General features: G+C 62.4%; 11 protein-coding genes and 1 pseudogene. 3 read left to right on the top strand and 9 right to left on the bottom strand.

Annotation, left to right across the window (positions count from 1 at the left end):
• Positions 1-63: 63 nt before the first annotated feature.
• From B5V02_RS02940 to B5V02_RS02905, 8 genes are all read right to left on the bottom strand, one after another.
• The gene (locus tag B5V02_RS02940) at positions 64-1,893 is read right to left on the bottom strand and encodes an ABC transporter ATP-binding protein (RefSeq protein WP_111543697.1); all 1,830 of its coding nucleotides are present in this window, start codon (positions 1,891-1,893) and stop codon (positions 64-66) included.
• Positions 1,894-1,901: 8 nt separating this feature from the next.
• The gene (locus B5V02_RS02935) at positions 1,902-2,744 is read right to left on the bottom strand and encodes an ABC transporter permease (RefSeq protein WP_111542759.1); all 843 of its coding nucleotides are present in this window, start codon (positions 2,742-2,744) and stop codon (positions 1,902-1,904) included.
• Complete coding sequence (locus B5V02_RS02930; RefSeq protein ID WP_425374382.1) at positions 2,741-3,676, bottom strand: ABC transporter permease; 936 nt, start codon at positions 3,674-3,676, stop codon at positions 2,741-2,743. The genes B5V02_RS02935 and B5V02_RS02930 overlap by 4 nt, the downstream gene beginning before the upstream one ends.
• 26 nt (positions 3,677-3,702) lie before the next feature.
• On the bottom strand, positions 3,703-5,457 hold the full coding sequence (locus B5V02_RS02925; protein ID WP_167458351.1) for a S9 family peptidase: 1,755 nt from the start codon (positions 5,455-5,457) through the stop codon (positions 3,703-3,705).
• Positions 5,458-5,734: 277 nt separating this feature from the next.
• Positions 5,735-7,336, bottom strand: a complete 1,602-nt coding sequence (locus B5V02_RS02920; RefSeq protein WP_111542756.1) for an ABC transporter substrate-binding protein — start codon at positions 7,334-7,336, stop codon at positions 5,735-5,737.
• A gap of 376 nt (positions 7,337-7,712) precedes the next feature.
• Positions 7,713-10,823, bottom strand: coding sequence for an efflux RND transporter permease subunit (locus B5V02_RS02915; protein ID WP_111542755.1), 3,111 nt, complete (start codon positions 10,821-10,823; stop codon positions 7,713-7,715).
• Positions 10,823-11,887: an efflux RND transporter periplasmic adaptor subunit gene (locus tag B5V02_RS02910; RefSeq protein ID WP_111542754.1), complete on the bottom strand. Its 1,065-nt coding sequence runs from the start codon at positions 11,885-11,887 to the stop codon at positions 10,823-10,825. The genes B5V02_RS02915 and B5V02_RS02910 overlap by 1 nt, the downstream gene beginning before the upstream one ends.
• 417 nt (positions 11,888-12,304) lie before the next feature.
• The gene (locus tag B5V02_RS02905; RefSeq protein WP_111542753.1) at positions 12,305-12,763 is read right to left on the bottom strand and encodes a nuclear transport factor 2 family protein; all 459 of its coding nucleotides are present in this window, start codon (positions 12,761-12,763) and stop codon (positions 12,305-12,307) included.
• A gap of 280 nt (positions 12,764-13,043) precedes the next feature.
• On the opposite strand from B5V02_RS02905, the gene B5V02_RS02900 reads away from it, so the two are divergent.
• From B5V02_RS02900 to B5V02_RS02890, 3 genes are all read left to right on the top strand, one after another.
• The gene (locus B5V02_RS02900) at positions 13,044-13,622 is read left to right on the top strand and encodes a TetR/AcrR family transcriptional regulator (RefSeq protein ID WP_111542752.1); all 579 of its coding nucleotides are present in this window, start codon (positions 13,044-13,046) and stop codon (positions 13,620-13,622) included.
• Positions 13,623-13,668: 46 nt separating this feature from the next.
• Positions 13,669-14,970 carry a beta-ketoacyl-ACP synthase II gene (fabF, locus tag B5V02_RS02895; RefSeq protein WP_111542751.1) on the top strand — a complete coding sequence of 434 codons (1,302 nt, stop codon included), beginning with the start codon at positions 13,669-13,671 and terminating at the stop codon, positions 14,968-14,970.
• Between the two features lie 70 nt (positions 14,971-15,040).
• On the top strand, positions 15,041-15,856 hold the full coding sequence (locus B5V02_RS02890; protein ID WP_111542750.1) for an oxidoreductase: 816 nt from the start codon (positions 15,041-15,043) through the stop codon (positions 15,854-15,856).
• 395 nt (positions 15,857-16,251) lie between these two features.
• Here the strand turns inward: B5V02_RS02890 and B5V02_RS02885 are convergent.
• Positions 16,252-16,509, bottom strand: a pseudogene (locus B5V02_RS02885) (patatin-like phospholipase family protein); the annotation flags it as partial.
• Between the last annotated feature and the right edge of the window lie 250 nt (positions 16,510-16,759).

The raw sequence follows: 16,759 nt of genomic DNA, 5'->3' as shown, positions 1-16,759 counted from the left end.
TCTGAGAGGAGATGGCTCTTTCGGCCATCGAGGACGTCTTTCCCAAGCTCTTCGCAGGCCCCGTCACGGCGCATGTTGGTTGGCTGAACGGGGGATCGATTCTACGAGGCGTCGCGTATAGGGGTGCTGCGGGTCACCGATGACCCGCTCCGTCGGTCCCTCCTCGACGATCTCGCCAAGATAGAGGACATAGATGCGCTCGGCGATCTGGCGGACGACGGCAAGGTCGTGGGTGATGAAGAGATATGACAACCCGTGCTCAGCCTGCAGGCGCTTGAAGAGGTTGAGCACTTGCGCCTGCACCGAGACGTCGAGGGCTGATACCGGTTCGTCGCAGACGAGGATCGCCGGTTTGACGGCAAGCGCGCGCGCGATGGCGACCCGCTGGCGCTCGCCGCCCGAGAGCGACGCCGGCCGGCGCGTGGCGTACGCGGCGGACAAACCGACATCGGCCAGCAGCGCCGCGATCCGCTCCGGCGTCGCCGCGCTGGCTGCGCCCGCGGAGGCCCGCAGCGCCTCGCTGAGTGCCTGGCCGACGCTGTGCCTCGGATTGAGTGTCGAATACGGATCCTGAAAGATCATCTGGATGGTCCGGCGAACACGAGCGCGGTCGGCCTTCGCCATGGCGCCGAAATCTGCTGCCGCGATGCCGTCGATGCGGATGTCGCCCGCAGTTGGCGTTTCGAGGCCGACAAGGCAGCGCCCGAGCGTGGTCTTGCCCGAGCCGGATTCGCCGACAAGGCCGACGCTTTCACCGGGCATGATGCGCAGCGATACGTGCTTCACCGCACGGATCGGATGGCCCCGAGGACCGTCGAACGTCTTGACGAGCGCGTCGATGCGGACGAGCGCCCCCTCGGTCTCGTCCCGGCGCGGCGTTGCCGGCGCCGCGCAGAGCGCCGCCGTGCGCAGCGCATCGAGCTCGCCCTGAATCTCGTCCTGGCGAACGCATGCGGTGAGCCGGCCGATATCGCGGGCGACCAGCGGCGGCTTGCCGGCGCGGCAGATCTGCTTCGCCCAGTCGCAGCGGTCGGCGAAGCCGCATCGGCCGACTACATCGGCCGCTTGGGGCACGGAGCCCCGGATCGCGACGAGCCGCGGCACGCGAATATCGGCCGGCGGTTCCGACAGCAAAAGTCCCAGGGTGTAAGGATGGAACGGCTGGCGCTCGACGGCGGCTGCGTCGCCGACTTCGAGCAGCGAGCCGGCATAGAGCACATAGATGCGCTCGCAGGTCGAGAATGCCAGCCTCAGGTTGTGGGTAATGAGGATCAGGCTCATGTGCCGCTCGCGCTGGATACGTCGCAGCAGCCTGATGATCTCGGCCTGAGTCGTTACGTCGAGCGCCGTCGAAGGCTCGTCGGCGATGAGCAGCTCCGGGTCGCGAGCAAGGGCTGCGGCAAGCGCCACGCGCTGGCACATGCCGCCCGACAGCTGGAATGGCATGCGGCGGGCTACATCCTCTTCGACGATGCCGACTTCCGCCAGGCGGCGTTTCACCTCTGCCGCACGCGGCGCGCGCGAGGCGAATTCAGGCCGGCCGCGCAGCATCTCGTCGATGTGGTCGCCGCCTCGCATGAGCGGATTCAGCATCGTGAACGGATCCTGCATAAGCATCGACACGCGAAACCCGCGGATCCTGCGGAGTTCCGTCTCGGCGAGCCGCATCAGGGGAATGCCGTCCAGCGTGACGGTGCCCGTGGCATTTATGCCCGGCGGCAATATGCCGGCGATCGCTCGTGCGGTGAGCGATTTTCCGGATCCCGATTCGCCGACGATCGCAATGGTCTCGCCCCGCTCGACTGCGATGCTCAAGGGCGTCGTGATGGGCACCGCGCCGTGTGAGATTGCTAGCCCCTCGACCCTGAGGAGCGGGTTACCCGTGCTCGCCACGTGTGTGTTCACTTTGCAAACCGCTCGAACAGCCAGTCGCCGATGAGGTTCATGCTGACCGCGGTAAGGATGATCATTCCCGCGGGCAGGAGCAGCGCAACCGGATGGGAGAAAAGGATATTGCGGTTCTCGAACAGCATCCGACCCCAGTCGGGGGTCCCGGGTTCAACGCCAAGGCCGAGGAACGACAGCCCGGCGAGATTGACCAGCGCGAAGGCGAAGTCGAGGACGACATAGGCCAGAATGATCGGCAGCACGTTGGGAAGGATGTGGACGAACAGAATACGGGTCTTCGAGATGCCGAGCGTGCGGGCGGCGTCGATATAGGGAAGCGGCCGCTGCTCAAGGACCGCGCTCCGCACGATGCGCGTATCGGGGGCCGTGAAGAGGACGACCAGAACGAACACGGCGGTCCAGTATCCGCCGCCTACCACGCCGACGACGACGATCGCCACGAGTGGTCCCGGCAACGCTAACATGAAATCCACCCAGCGCATGATCGCCGAATCGACCAGGCCGCCGAGATAGCCCGAAAGAAGGCCAAGCAGGGTCGCGATCGCGAAAGCTCCGCTGGCGACGACGACCGGGCCGACCAAGGCAGTCCTTGCCCCGTAGATCACGCGCGACAGGACATCGCGGCCAAGAAGGTCCGTCCCCGCGATGTGGGCGGCGGAAGGCGGCGTATCGCCGACCCCGAGACGCTGGAGGAAGGGCGAATAAGGGGCTATCCCTTCCCCAAGGACGGCGCAGATCACCACCACCGCGATAATCAGCACAGCAATGAGAATGACGATCGGCAGGCGCTGCGGCAGCTTCGTCTTTCGCGTCTCGTTGATGGCTGGGGCGCTCATGACTCGACCCTGCCGAAGCGGATGCGCGGGTCGATCAGCATGTAGATCACGTCGATCGCCAGGTTGACCAGCACGACGAAGACAGAAAAGAGCAGCGTGGTGCCCTGGATCGTCGGGATGTCGCGCTTCTGGACCGCATCGATCGTCAAGGCGCCGAGACCTGGCAAGGAAAAGGTGACCTCGACGTAGATCGCGCCGGAGACGATCCCGACGACGATGAGCCCAGCGGCCGTGACCACGGGAATGAGAGCGTTCCTGAGCACATAGGCGAATGTGATGCGCCGCGAACTCAGCCCGCGTGCGCGCGCAAAGGTGACGTAGTCCCGGTCCAGCTCCTCGATCATCGCCGCGCGCGTGATCTTGATGACTATGGCCATGACCGAGATCGCAAGCGCAAGCGCCGGAAGCGTCAGGTGCCAAGCACGGTTGAGGAATCCGGTCCCCGGACCGAAGATCGGGAACCAGTGCAGCAGGGCGCCGAAGAAATAGAGAAGGAAAATGCCGGTGACGAAGGCCGGTGAGCTGATGCCGAACACCCCGAACATGACAACCGCCCGGTCGAGCCGCGTGCCGCGGCGGAAAGCAGCGACCGCTCCAAGCAGGACGCCAAGGCCGAGAACGAGAACAGCGCTCATCAAGCTCAGGAAGATGGTTACACCGAGCCGATCGGCGATGGTGCTCGTCACCGCCCGATTGCCCAGGATGGAGACACCCAGATCGCCTTGGACCACCTTCGACAGCCATTTGAAGTATTGAATGAGGAATGGATCGTCCAAGTGATAGTGCTCGCGGATGGCGGCAAGCGTTGCCGGGTCTGACGCGCGCGCGCCGAGCAGGGAACGCACCGGATCGCCGGGTGCGATGTGGACCAGCGCGAAGACGCCGAAGGAGATTATGAGGAGGAGTGGGACCGCCACGGCGAACCGCCGCATGACGAAGACGATAACTCCCGAGCCGGTCACCGGGGCGACCCGAGGTAGCGGTCGAACCAGCCGATCATGCGGCGCCATGCCTCGAGCTGATGGTCGCGCTCGCGCAGGCCGTGGCCTTCGCGCGGGTAGACGACCAGCTCGGACTCGACGCCGCGCTCGAGTAGCGCCGCATATAATTCCTGCGCCTGGCCGAGCGGAGTGCATCGATCGCCCTCGCCATGCATCATCAATGTCGGCGTCGTGGGTCTGTCGAGCCGCGTGATGGCTGAGCGGTCGACCGCTACGCGGCGATAGCGCTCCTCAGACAGCGGCCCGCCGTTGATGAAAGCATGGAAGTCTTTGCAGGAATAGTGGCTTGAGAGTTGGTTGGCGAAGCCGGAGACCATCACGGCGGCCTTGAACCGGTTAGTCGTCGCGACCGCCCAGGCCGTAAGATAGCCGCCGTAGCTGGCGCCGGTGATGCCGAGCCGGTCGGGGTCGCTAATCCCCGCTGTGACACATTTGTCGAGGCCGGCGAGGATATCCTGAAACTCGGCCCCCGCCGGGTCGCCGACATTCAGCATGCCGAACGCCTTGCCCCAGCCAACATTGCCACGGTAGTTGGGAAGGAAGACGGCGTAACCGGCGGTCGCGAACGGCAGCGCGTCACCCGGATTGTAGGCATGCCTGACCGCCCAGCTCGGGCCGCCGTGGATGTCCACGATGGTCGGCCTCGGCCCCTTGGCGCCGTCGCGTGGCAGCAGCACCAGCCCCTCCAGTTCTACGCCATCTGCCCCTTTCCAGGCAACGGCGCGGACCTCCGGGTAGGCGTTGAAGTCCCTGGCCACGTCGCCGTTCAGATTGGAGACCGCCGACCATGCGGAAGCCTTCGCGCCGGACGTGAATACTATTTCAGGCGGCGCACCGTCGCTCTCGCGCACCGCTGCGAACCCCTTACTGTCGGGCGCGGTCGTTATGCCAGCGCTGAAGCTGCTCGTGCCGATGATCGCGTCTTCTTGCGTCATCCATTCGACGCTGCCGTCGAGATGTGTGACGCCATAGACGGAGCCGAGCCGCGACCAGCCGGTGAACCAGAGGCTGTCGTCGTCACGCCACTTCATCGACGTAATGCTCGACATGCCGCTCGGGGCGACGGTGATGATCTTGCCTGTGGCGATGTCGAGGATGCTGATTTCGCTGGCGACAAGGCCACGGTCGCTGGACCACCCATCAAGGAAGGCGATGCGCTTGCCGCTCGGGTCTGCCGCGGGGGCCAGGAGCTGCCAGCGCGCGCGGTGCAGGATCGTCGCGGCACCTGTCGCAAGATCGATCCTGGTCAGTTCGGCGTGATACCAGCCGCGCTCGCTCGGGTCGACGGAGACGACAGCAAGGGCGGCATCATCGCCGACAAGTTCGAATTCCCAGACGCTGAACTTGGACGGCCCGACCTCGACCGTCGACCCGTCGTCGACCCTGACGCGGAACAGGCGGCGCCGCGCATTCGCCGGGCTCGTCACCGCGGGATCCTCGGGCTCTCCCCGGGTCAGGCGCTGCGCACCATTGGTCGCGCCACCGTCGAGGCCGCGATCCGCGGCCATGACAATGAGGCTCCCGCCGTCCGGCGCCCACCTCATGTCCTCGATGGTGCCGGCGAGTTCCCCTACTGGCCGCTCGCCGTGATCGTCCTTGAGGAACAGCGACATTCTTCCTTGCAAAGCCCGATCGGAAACAAACGCCAGCGTCCCGTCGACCGGCGACAGATGCGGCAGGCCGTTGCCGCCCGGCCCGTTGGTCAGCTGCACCGCTTCTGCTCCATCCAGTGAAAAGCGCCAAACGCGGCTCTGCGGGGATTGCCGCAGCTCGTGCGCGGCGGGGCGAACAGCTGCAACGACCGCCGTGCCATCGCGGGTGAAGGACAGATCCGAAGGAAAGCGCAGTTGGTGAAGTCGTGCGAGACTCGCTTCAAAAAAGTCCATCGGCCGACACCTTCAGCAATTCACGGGCTGACGCACGCGCGCGCAAGCGCCGGTCGATGCGAAAACGATGAGAATGTCCATGGCCAAGCGGCCCCGCGATCCCTTACTTTAGGCCAAAACCTCTGATCGCCCACGGGATACTGTACCAGAAGGCGGTGTAGCCGGTGAGCCTGTACTTGTTGTTGATCGCCATCGCCGAGGCGGGCCAGAAGATCGGCACGAGCGAGACGTCCTCGTTGGCGATCTTGAACACGCCCTTCAGTGCATCGGCGCGCGCCTTGGGGTCGGCGTTTTCGTTGGCGATCTTCAGGAAGGCATCGACTTCGCCGTTCTTGAAGTTCGAGGCGTTCATGCCCTCCTTCACTGCCGTCGCACTCGAGAAGAACAGGTAGGGATAGTTGGCCGCATCGGCAAAGTCCGGATAATACGCCGAGATCTGCATGCCAAGATTCTCATGCCGAAAGTACTGCGCGAGCCAGGTGTTGTTATCCATCTGCTGGATGCTTGCACGGATGCCGATCTGCTTCAGGTTTTCCACCACCGACTGCATGATGTTGACCATGTAGGGATCGTCGGTTGATGCGGGAATGGTGACGTCAAAGCCGTCCGGATGGCCGGATTGTGCCAGCTCGGCTTTCGCCTTTGTCAGATCAAATGGGTAGCTCGGCAAGGTAGCGTAGAAGGCGCGGACCTCGTCAGGAGTTAGAACTCCGGACCATATCTCGGGCGGGTTCAATGCCGTCGCCGCCTCGCCGTTGCCCTTGAGGAGCGCCTTGACCAGGCCTTCCCGGTCGACGGCATAGGCTACGGCACGGCGCACATGGATATCGTCGAACGGCGGCGCCGAGTGATCGAGAGTGAGCGCGAACACGCCGAGCGACGGCTTGGTGACAATATCGACGTTGCTTATCGCCTTCCACTGGTCGACGTCGGAGATGGCGAGATCGAAGGTGCCGTCGATGTCGCCGCTCTGCATGGCCAGCAGCCGGGCCTGCGGATCTGGGATCGCCTGGAAGGTGATCCGTTTCACCACTGGCTTCGGCCCCCAGTAGTCGTCGCGCGCTTCGAGGATGACATGATCTGTCGGGACGAATTCAACAAGCTTGTAGGGGCCAGTCCCCAGCGGCAGAACCTCGGGCGTTCCGATGTTCTTGTCTGCGAGCTGTTCTTTCTTGAAGACGAAACCCGCCATGTGAGCGGCCGTGTAGGCGAACTGGACATTCGGCGCCTTCAATTTGACGGTCACCTCATCGGGAGCCGTCGCCTCGACAGTCGCCACCGAACTGTAGAAGGAGGCGAGCTGCGAGCCGGAAGCCGGGTTCATGTGATACTTGAAGGTGGCGAGGATATCGTCAGCCGTGAACGGACTTCCGTCGCCGAATTTGACGCCGCTCCGCAGGTGATACTTGATCGTCGTCGGATCGACCTGCTCCCACTTGTCGGCCGATGCGGGTTCGAGAGCGAGATCGTCGCCGAAGGCTAGCGGTCCTTCCTGGACGAGCGACATGATCGCGCCAGTATAGGTCGTCCAGGCATGCGGAACGAAGAGCGTGTCGGGGATGCTGGGCAGCGCCCAGGTGATCGATTCGATCTGCTCTTCTGCCTTTGCCGAAGGTGCTATCGCGAATGCCCCAGTGATGACGAAGGCGGCGGTGAGAGCCACCCAGTTGATCATGGCGCTACGCCGAGTGAACCCCTTTGCCATTTGCTCCCCCCTTCGTGCAATCCTGTCGCACAGGCTGTCTGAATTGTACGCGATCATTGTCGCATACGCAAAGGAAGCAGCCGTTTATCGACTTAATCGAAATGTCGCGGATGGGGTCAAAATCAGACCTTCAGCATTAGCCGCCATTGCGCCGTTGGCGCTCCCACTCAACGGGAAACCCACGCACAAGCTGCAATTGCATCGATCCGGCGGAGAAGGTTGGATCCCGGTTCCTCTCCCTCTACCAAAAGGTCAATAAGATCAATCGGTTACGTGGGCATCCGCTACCGTTAGCCATACTGATTGCTCTCACTAGCATCGGCACACGAACCCGCCAGTCGCCCCGTGCAGACAAACGAGGCTCGGCAACGGTGCCCTACTCAGCAGCCATAACTGGTCGCATTTCCAGTTCCTCCGTCGAAACCTCATGGATTTCATCCGCAGTCGGCTTGATCCGGAACCACGCGGTGTAGAGCGCGGGAAGGAAGAGCAGGATCAACACCGTGCCAGCCGCCGTTCCGCCGATCAGCGTATAGGCCATCGATCCCCAGAAAACCGAGTGCGTGAGGGGGATGAAGGCGAGCACGGCGGCAAGTGCGGTCAGGATGACGGGCCGTGTGCGTTGCACCGTGGCCTCGATGACCGCGTGATAGTCGTCAATGCCGGCAGCACGGTTCTCCTTGATCTGTTCGGTCAGGATCAGCGTATTGCGCATCAGGATGCCAGCCAGTCCTATCATACCCAGAATGGCGTTGAACCCGAAGGGTTGGTGGAAGGTTAGCAGCATCGGCACGACGCCGACAAGGCCAAGCGGCGCCGTCAGCATAACCATGAACATCGTCGAGAAGGATCGCACCTGCAGCATGATGACGATCAACATGGCGGCTATCATAGCCGGGAAAACCTTGCCCAGCGCGGTGTTGGCCTTTTCAGCCTCTTCGATCGATCCGCCCATTTCGATGCGATAGCCGACCGGAAGGGACTCGATCAGCGGCTGAAGGGCCTTCATGATCTGCTTGGAGACCTCCGGAGGCTGGGTAGCCTCATTGATGTCCGCGCGGATCGTGACAACGGGCGTGCGGTCACGGCGCTTCAGGATTGGCTCCTCCTGACGGATTTCCGAATGCCCGATCTGGTCGAGCGGAATCGAGCGGCCGTCCCGGCTTATCAGCGAGAAATCCGCCAGACGCGCCGGATCCAGCCGCTCGCCGCCGGCGCTGCGTGCCACGATGGGGACGTTGCGGATGTCCTCGCGAACCTGCGTAACGGGGATGCCGGTGAGAAGGAATTGCAGTTGCTGAGCCACCTCCGCCGGCGAGAGGCCGATGAGGTTCAGTCGATCTTGATCGGGGACAAAGCGAAGCACGGGCGTGCGATTGCCCCAGTCGCGGTTGGCCTGCCGCACATCCGGGACGCTCCGCATGATGTCGAGAGCCTTTTCGGAAATGCTGTAGAGTTGCGTCGCATCGGGGCCCATGACCCGGAACTCGACGGGGAACGGCGTGTAGGGGCCGAACACGAGCTGTGTAACGCGGACATTCGCCTCGGGCGCAAGCCCTTGCGCCACTGCCTCTCGGAGCCGGTGCTTCAACGCCTCACGCGCCTCCGCGTCGGGGGTCAGCACGACGATCTTGGCGAAAGCAGGATCAGGCAGTTCCGGAGCCATCGCAAAGAAGAAGCGCGGAGCGCCCTGGCCGACGTAGCTCGTGACAATCTTGGCCTCGGGCTGGCTGTCCAGCCAATTTTCGAGCTTTTCGACCGCAGCGGTCGTTGTCTCGATGCTACCACCTTCCGGCAGGCGAACCTCCACCAACACTTCAGGGCGGTCGGATGTCGGGAAGAACTGCTGTTTGATGCCGGCCATACCGACGACGGAAAGCGCGAAGGCGATGCCAACGATACCGCAGGTTACGAACTTATGGCGCACAGCAAACGTGATGACCCGCCGCAAACGTCGATAGTTACGCGTGTCGTAAATAGCGTGGTGACCGCCTTCGACCGGTTTGATCGCGGGCAGCATCTTGACACCGAGATAGGGCGTAAAGACCACCGCGACGATCCAGGAGACGATGAGGGCGAACCCCACGACCCAGAAGATGTTGCCGGCGTATTCGCCAGCCGTCGAGCGCGCAAAACCCACCGGCACAAAGCCGGCGATCGTCACCAGAGTTCCCGATAGCATCGGCGCCGCAGTGTGGCTCCATGCATAGGCCGCCGCCTTAATGCGGTCCATCCCCTCTTCCATCTTCACCACCATCACCTCGATGGCGATGATGGCGTCGTCCACGAGAAGACCAAGCGCCAGGATGAGGGCGCCGAGCGTGATGCGATCGAAGAACCGGCCGGTTTCCAGCATGATGAGGAAGACCACGGCGAGCGTCAGAGGGACGGCAGCCGCCACGACGATCCCGACGCGCCAGCCCATGCTGAGCAGGCTGATCAGCAGCACGACGCCGAGCGCCATCGCGAACTTCAACATGAATTCGTCGACCGCCGAGGTGATGTTCACGGCCTGGTCGGACACCTTGTCGAGCGTCATGCCGAGCGGCAGTGTCTGTGTGATCGCGGCAGTCCTGTCCTCCAGGGCCTTGCCGAGCGCGCGACCATCCCAGCCCTCCTGCATAACGGCCGCGAGCATGATGGTGGGCTCGCCCTGGCGTCGGATGAGGTATGTGGGAGGGTCCTCATAGCCGCGGCTGACCTCGGCGATGTCGGATAGCTTCAGCGTCCGCCCCCCAGCGACAATCGGGGTGTCGGCGATCGCCTGAACGCTGTCATAGGCGCCGTCGACCCGAATGAAGAGGCGCGGCCCTAGGGTGTCGATCGAACCTGCTGGCGTGACGGTGTTCTGCCGCTGCAAGGCACCGACGATGTCCTGTGCCGACACGCCGAGGTTTGCCAGTTTGGCGTAGGAAAACTCGACGAATATCTGTTCAGGACGTTCACCAAGGATGTTGATCTTCTTGACGCCGGGCACGTGCAGGAGGTCCTGGCGGATCACCTCGGCCTGCCTCGCCAGCTCCCGCATCGGCATGCCTTTGGCCTTCAGCGCATAAAGGGCGAAGCTCACATCCGAATATTCGTCGTTCACGAAGGGGCCGAAGACGCCGGGCGGCAGGTTGCGGGCTTCATCACCGAGTTTCTTGCGAGCCTGGTAGAACTCCTCCTGCACGACGGATGACGGTGTGCTGTCCTTCAGCGTTACCGTCATATACGCATAACCTGGCCGTGTGGTCGTCTCCACCCTGTCGTACCAGGTCAGTTCCTGAAGCCGCTTCTCCAACGGTTCGGCGACGAGATCCTGCATCTCGCGCGCCGTCGCGCCCGGCCATGCCGTCGTAACCGTCATGGTCTTGATGGTGAAGCTAGGGTCCTCGGCCCGGCCGAGCATGAGGAAGGCGTAGGCTCCGGCAGCCACCAGCAAGAGGATGGAGAATAGGGTGACGGCGCGTTCGCGAACGGCGATCGCGGAAAGATTGAAGCTCATCAGTTGCTCCCGCTTTCGGACTCGGTTCGGACGCGAGCGCCCTCCTGCAGGAGGTGGGCGCCGAGCGACACAATGGGAACGTTCGAGTTCAATCCGGAGATCACAGCGGTTTCGCTGGTTACACGAACGAGTTGCACGGGCTGAAAGTGTACGGTTGAGGTGGCGCTGTCCAACACCCAAACGCCAGTCTTGCGGCCGTCATCGAGCACGGCTCCCAGTGGCACCTGAACCTCCGGCTGTTTCACCTGACTTGCGAGCCGAACGGTAACCGTCGCGCCAAGCGGTGCAGCGGCAGCTTCGCCGTCGAGCACATAGCGCGCCTCATACGTGCGGGTCTGGGCATCGGCGGAGTCCGACAGCTGCCGCAGATGCGCTGTATAACGACGCTCATCGCCACCATACACGCTGGCCTCAGCCGCCGAGCCGATCGCCGGCCGGATCGTTTCGGGAAGGGCGACAACCGCTTCACGCGGGCCTGCCTTGGCGGTCCGGATCACTGGCTGGCCGGCTGCGACGACCTGCCCCGGCTCGCTAAGCGTTTCGACCACCGTTCCATCCGCGTCCGCCAACAGGACTGCATAGGCCGCCTCATTCTCGGCAACCCGTGCGTCGGCTTCGGCGGCGGCAAGTTGCGCTTGGGCGGTATCCATCGCAGCCTTCGCCTGCTCGTAGCGCTGCGGTGTAACCCACCCACTGCCAAGCAAACTGGCGTATCGCCGTTCATCCGGCTGTGTCTGAGCGACTGTTGCCCGCGCTGCCGCAACGGCATTGCGCTTCGCCGAAAGCGCAAGGCGCAGATCGGTATCATCAATCCGCATCAGCGGCTGACCGGCTTTGACCTGCTGACCAACGTCCACCAACCGTTCCAAGATCTTGCCGGGAACCCGAAAGCCGAGATTGCTTTGCACCCTCGCCCCGATGATGCCGGTGAAGCCACGTTCTGATTCGGTGACCGGCGCTGCCGACACAAGTCTGACGAATGGTGCCTCCTGCCTTGGGTCGGTCACCAAAGGAGCTTCCTGCGCGGCAGTAGCAAACGTGGCGAATGCCGCCACCCATGACATCGCCGTCAGGGTCGATCCCAATACGATAACGGTTCTCTTTTTCACGCTCGTCGCCTCATCTCAAATTAGATTGCGTTCGATTTCTATATCTATTATAGATTACGAACGCAATCAAAAAAGAGCGATGATGCGCGTGAGCCGAATTCAAGCTGCGGAAAACTGCGAACCGTGATCAATGTGGCAAGCCGCTTTCTTCAGGAGCGCGCCAAGAACGGAGTCGAGCACATGGCAAGCTTCGTAGTGCTCGTCCACGCGAGTTCAGCGGGTCGATTCTGATAATCGAGGACCGGAGGACGCCCCCGGGTGGCAGGTCGCATTTTCCGAACAGATGTACTGGCGACCGCCCGCCTAGCGATGATGGCCACGGGTAGCGCACCAGCGGTCAAGTAACCAATGGGCCTCTGACTGCCCCTTCTGCTAGCTTACAATCTGTTCGGCAACAGCTTCTTCGAGGCCAGATGCACCTTGGGCGGCAAGACCGCGAGCCGCCGCTTGCGAATCGAAAAATTCCTCAATTGCATAGACTCTTCCCCACCGCAGGGTGAACATGTGGAGACCACGGTTGACGTACGACGTGTCGCCGTTGAGCAGCGTTGCGGTACCGTCCCAGTGGGCAAACACGGTGGTATGCCACGGCCAGCCCTTCACCCAGATGTGGTTGACCGTGAGATGTAGAGTGGGCAGGACACGGCCGAAGCGCTGAAACCAGCGGCGCAGAGCTTCTTTATCGTGGCGCTCACCGCCAAGTGCGTGGGCGCCGGAAACGCGGTGATGGACATGCGGCGCGAGTGCTTTCACCGCCGCATCCCAGCGATGGTTGTTGATGTGGTCGAAGCTCTGTCGGATCGATTTCTCGACAAAATAACTGTATAGCATTTCACCTCTCCTCCAAATTTAATGGATGGCACGATCGAGAGCACCGTGTGGCAAGCCGCGCGGACGCAAAGAACCCGTTGCCTGCGGTATGCGTGTAGGATCAACGCATTGTCGCGTCGGCCGGCAGATGCGTGTCAGTCTCGGTCGAGACCGTCACATCCTTGCCAGGCGAGCGATGCCCTCGGGGTTTTGCGGATCATCTCGTCTCTCTTCTTGATAGATTGCATTCATCCTCTATATCTATTATAGATTACGAACGCAATCAAAAAGGAGATCGACGATGCGCGTGAGCCGAATTCAAGCCGCAGAAAACCGCGAAACCGTGATCAATGTGGCAAGCCGCCTTTTTCGGGAGCGCGGCTTTGACGGCATCGGCCTCAAGGATCTGATGAAGGGCGCGGGGCTGACCCAGGGCGCCTTTTACAAGCAATTCGCGTCAAAGGAGGACCTGGCGGCGCAGGCGTCCAGGCGGGCGATGGAGAGCGCCACCCACAGGTGGTCGGACGCAACTGCGGCAAACCCTGAGAATCCACTCGAGGCAGTGATCTCATTCTATCTCAGCATGGACCATCGCGGAGAAAGGATGGACGGCTGCCCGGTCGTTGCGCTCGGCTCGGATGCTGCCAGGCAGGGCGCCGAGGTGAAGGCGTCATTCGAAGCCGGGATCAAGGAATACCTTGAGATGCTCGCTAGTTGGGTTGGCAAGGCCGACGGCGAGGAGACCGGCGGCAAGGCCATGGCCATTCTGTCGACAATGGTCGGGGCGGTGCTGCTCTCACGGGTCGTCAACGACCCCGACCTTGCGCAGGCTTTTCTGGATGCGGCGTCCGATCGGGTTCGCGAAGCAGTCGCCGCTTGAACGGCGTGGGCAGTGCTGTCGGCGCACCCAAGTGATAGGAGAATAGATGCGACGGATTGTTGTTACAGGCATGGGGGCGGTCACGCCCCTTGCTGCCAATGTCGAAGCGTCATGGTCGCGCCTGCTGGCCGGTCGTTCGGGCGTCCGTAGGCTTCCGGACGATGTGGTGGGAGACCTGCCGGCGAAGATTGGCGGCGTGGTTCCCTCCTTGAAAGAAGACCCCGACGCTGGCTTCGATCCTGATGGCGTCCTGTCCGTGAAGGATCAGCGCAAGGTAGATCGGTTCATTCTCTTTGCGCTGGCCGCGGCGGAAGAGGCGCTTGCGCAGGCGAAATGGAGGCCTGCCTCGGAAACGGATCGCCTGCGCACAGCAACGATCATCGCTTCAGGGATCGGCGGCTTCCCCGCCATCACCGAGGCGGTGCGCACGGTCGACCTGCGTGGCGCCCGCCGCCTGTCGCCCTTTACGGTGCCATCCTTCCTGGTGAACCTCGCAGCGGGCCAGATCTCAATCCGTCATGGCTTCAAAGGTCCATTGGGCGCACCGGTGACGGCGTGCGCGGCCGGCATCCAGGCGATCGGCGACGCGGCCCGTCTCATCCGCGCGAACGAAGCTGATATTGCCGTGTGCGGCGGCACGGAAGCATGCATGAACATCGTCAGTCTCGGTGGGTTTGCTGCCGCACGCTCTCTTTCAACCGGCTTCAATTGGGCGCCGGCGCAAGCCTCGCGTCCCTTCGACATATCGCGGGACGGCTTCGTCATGGGCGAAGGAGCCGGCGTGCTGGTCATCGAGGCGTTGAGCCACGCGCTGGCGCGCGGCGCAACACCGCTCGCCGAGCTCGTCGGCTACGGCACGACAGCGGATGCTCACCACGTCACCTCTGGCCCCGAGGACGGCGGCGGTGCGCGCCGGGCCATGGAGATCGCAATCGCGCAAGCAGGGATTTCGGCGCGCGAGGTTCGTCATCTCAATGCGCATGCGACGTCCACGCCAGTCGGTGACCTGGGTGAGATCGAAGCGATCAAGAGCGTATTCGGGCGCGATTTCGCGATAGCTGTCAGCGCAACGAAATCCGCGACCGGACACCTGCTGGGCGCGGCCGGCGGGCTTGGTGCCATCTTCGCGATCCTGGCGATCAGGGACCAGGTGGCACCGCCGACACTAAATTTGAGCGCTCCCGATCCGGCCGCCGACGGCATCGACTTCGTCGCAAACGAGCCCCGGCCAACGGAGATGGAGTACGCGATCTCCAATGGTTTCGGCTTTGGCGGCGTGAATGCCAGCGCCTTGTTCAGGCGCTGGACCGCCCCAGCGGCCCGACGCGAGCGCCAGGGGCGCTCATGATTGGCACCCTTCACACCGACCGTCCATGCTTCTCCAACTCCGGTTCAACACAAAGAAAGAAATAATTTCCATGAACAAGACCAATCCAGGCGTCGCCCTTGTGACAGGGGCATCTTCCGGCATCGGGCGGGCTACCGCCGACGCCTTGCTAAGCGCGGGCTATCGCGTATTCGGAACCAGTCGTCGCACTGCCTCCAAACAATCCGACGGCGTTACCATGCTGACGTGCGACGTGACCGACGACGCGTCCGTTTCGAGAATGGTCGATGACGTCCTAGCCAAGGCCGGACGCATCGACCTGCTTGTCAACAATGCCGGCATGGGTCTGTTTGGCGGCGCGGAGGAGTCCTCAATCGCACAGGCTCTGGCGCTGTTCGACGTGAACGTCTTCGGCGTCCTTCGCGTGACCAACGCGGTGTTGCCGGCAATGCGACGCCAAGGGAAGGGCAGAATCGTCAATTTGAGTTCGGTACAGGGGTTCATCCCCGCTCCCTATTTCGCGCTTTACGCGTCGACCAAACATGCCATCGAGGGCTATTCCGAATCGCTCGATCACGAATTGCGCTCGTTCGGCATTCGCGTTTCGTTGGTCGAGCCCGCCTATACCCGTACGTCATTCGAGGACAATCTCGCAGCCCCCGATCAGTTGCTTGATGTCTATGACTCCGCGCGCGCTGGCATGACTGTAGCCGTGCGGAAAGCGATGGAAAAAGGCGATGCGCCCGAAGTGGTAGCCGCGACCGTTTTGGCCGCTGCGATCGATCCCGCCCCCAAGAAACGCTATGCGGCGGGAAAAATGGCGCGCCAGGTCAGTTTCCTGCGACGCTTCGTCCCCGCGTCCGCATTCGACAAAAGCCTGCGAAAGCAGCTCGGGCTGCCGGTCTGATGATTTCGGCTGCAGACAATTCAAAATGAATCCTCATCCAAGACAACGGAGCAGGAACCGCCGATCCGATGAGTGGGGGGAAAGGCGGTAGCGCTCTCCCGCTACCAAAATCATATTAACTCACTGAAATATATACTAAATCTTCCCTTCTGTGGTAGCGCCCCCGGACGGAATTTCCCAATGAAATCAACGGAGCACCCCACTCAGAAGCAGCCTTGAGTTCACAAGTTGTGGCCTCGAGGATGTGAAGGGGCAGCCGTCGCGACGCGCTTAAGCGAATTGAGTCGTGGGTAGGCCCGGAGGATGTGCCAGGATCATTGATTTCATTGGTTTTCGGGGACCAAATCAGACAGCTTCCCCGATGGTTCCTTTCAGGCTGCCTTCACAGTCGTCCGTCAACGAAAGACCGGGCTGTTTTTCCACACAGTCCCAGCGGTGGCCTCGGTGTAGCCGAGCTTGTAGACGGTCCGCATATAGCTCGTGTTGAACGGATCGAGCATCGAATAGGGGACCTGGGCGTCGATCGACGCGAGATGGAAACGTGCCCCGGTCAGTTTGGAATAGTTATACAGGGCCGTCAGCGCGCTCTGTGTCTGCGACTTGACGAAGATCGCGTATGCCCTTGCGATCACGGAGAGCGTCTTGTCCGGGGTGCGGTCGCCGGTATTGTCCGCTTTAAGGCAGTGGCACAGCTAACTTTAATGACTGCTATGAGGCGCAAAGCAGTCATTCGTGATCGTCAGGTTTTGACCCCAAAGTAGCCCTTCGGCAGCACCCGCGATCGGACCATAAACCACGCCATGTGAGGAATGGCCAAAGGGACGTGGTGAGTTGATCGCTGCTGGCGCCGGCACTGCACGCTCGCATTCGAGCTAGGACTAGAATACGCTCGCCGCCCGGAGC

Origin of the sequence: Mesorhizobium kowhaii (assembly GCF_003253745.1) — a bacterium.
GTDB classification, from domain to species: domain Bacteria; phylum Pseudomonadota; class Alphaproteobacteria; order Rhizobiales; family Rhizobiaceae; genus Mesorhizobium; species Mesorhizobium kowhaii.
The sequence above is the reverse complement of the archived record's forward strand: the minus strand, read 5'-3'. Positions and strand labels throughout refer to the sequence as shown.

Coding starts and splice junctions, on each gene's coding strand:
- B5V02_RS02930 (WP_425374382.1), bottom strand. CDS start 3,676: ATGCGGCGGTTCGCCGTGGCGGTCCCACTCCTCCTCATAATCTCCTTC.
- B5V02_RS02920 (WP_111542756.1), bottom strand. CDS start 7,336: ATGGCAAAGGGGTTCACTCGGCGTAGCGCCATGATCAACTGGGTGGCT.
- B5V02_RS02915 (WP_111542755.1), bottom strand. CDS start 10,823: ATGAGCTTCAATCTTTCCGCGATCGCCGTTCGCGAACGCGCCGTCACC.
- B5V02_RS02935 (WP_111542759.1), bottom strand. CDS start 2,744: ATGAGCGCCCCAGCCATCAACGAGACGCGAAAGACGAAGCTGCCGCAG.
- fabF (WP_111542751.1), top strand. CDS start 13,669: ATGCGACGGATTGTTGTTACAGGCATGGGGGCGGTCACGCCCCTTGCT.
- B5V02_RS02900 (WP_111542752.1), top strand. CDS start 13,044: ATGCGCGTGAGCCGAATTCAAGCCGCAGAAAACCGCGAAACCGTGATC.
- B5V02_RS02910 (WP_111542754.1), bottom strand. CDS start 11,887: ATGTCATGGGTGGCGGCATTCGCCACGTTTGCTACTGCCGCGCAGGAA.
- B5V02_RS02890 (WP_111542750.1), top strand. CDS start 15,041: ATGAACAAGACCAATCCAGGCGTCGCCCTTGTGACAGGGGCATCTTCC.
- B5V02_RS02905 (WP_111542753.1), bottom strand. CDS start 12,763: ATGCTATACAGTTATTTTGTCGAGAAATCGATCCGACAGAGCTTCGAC.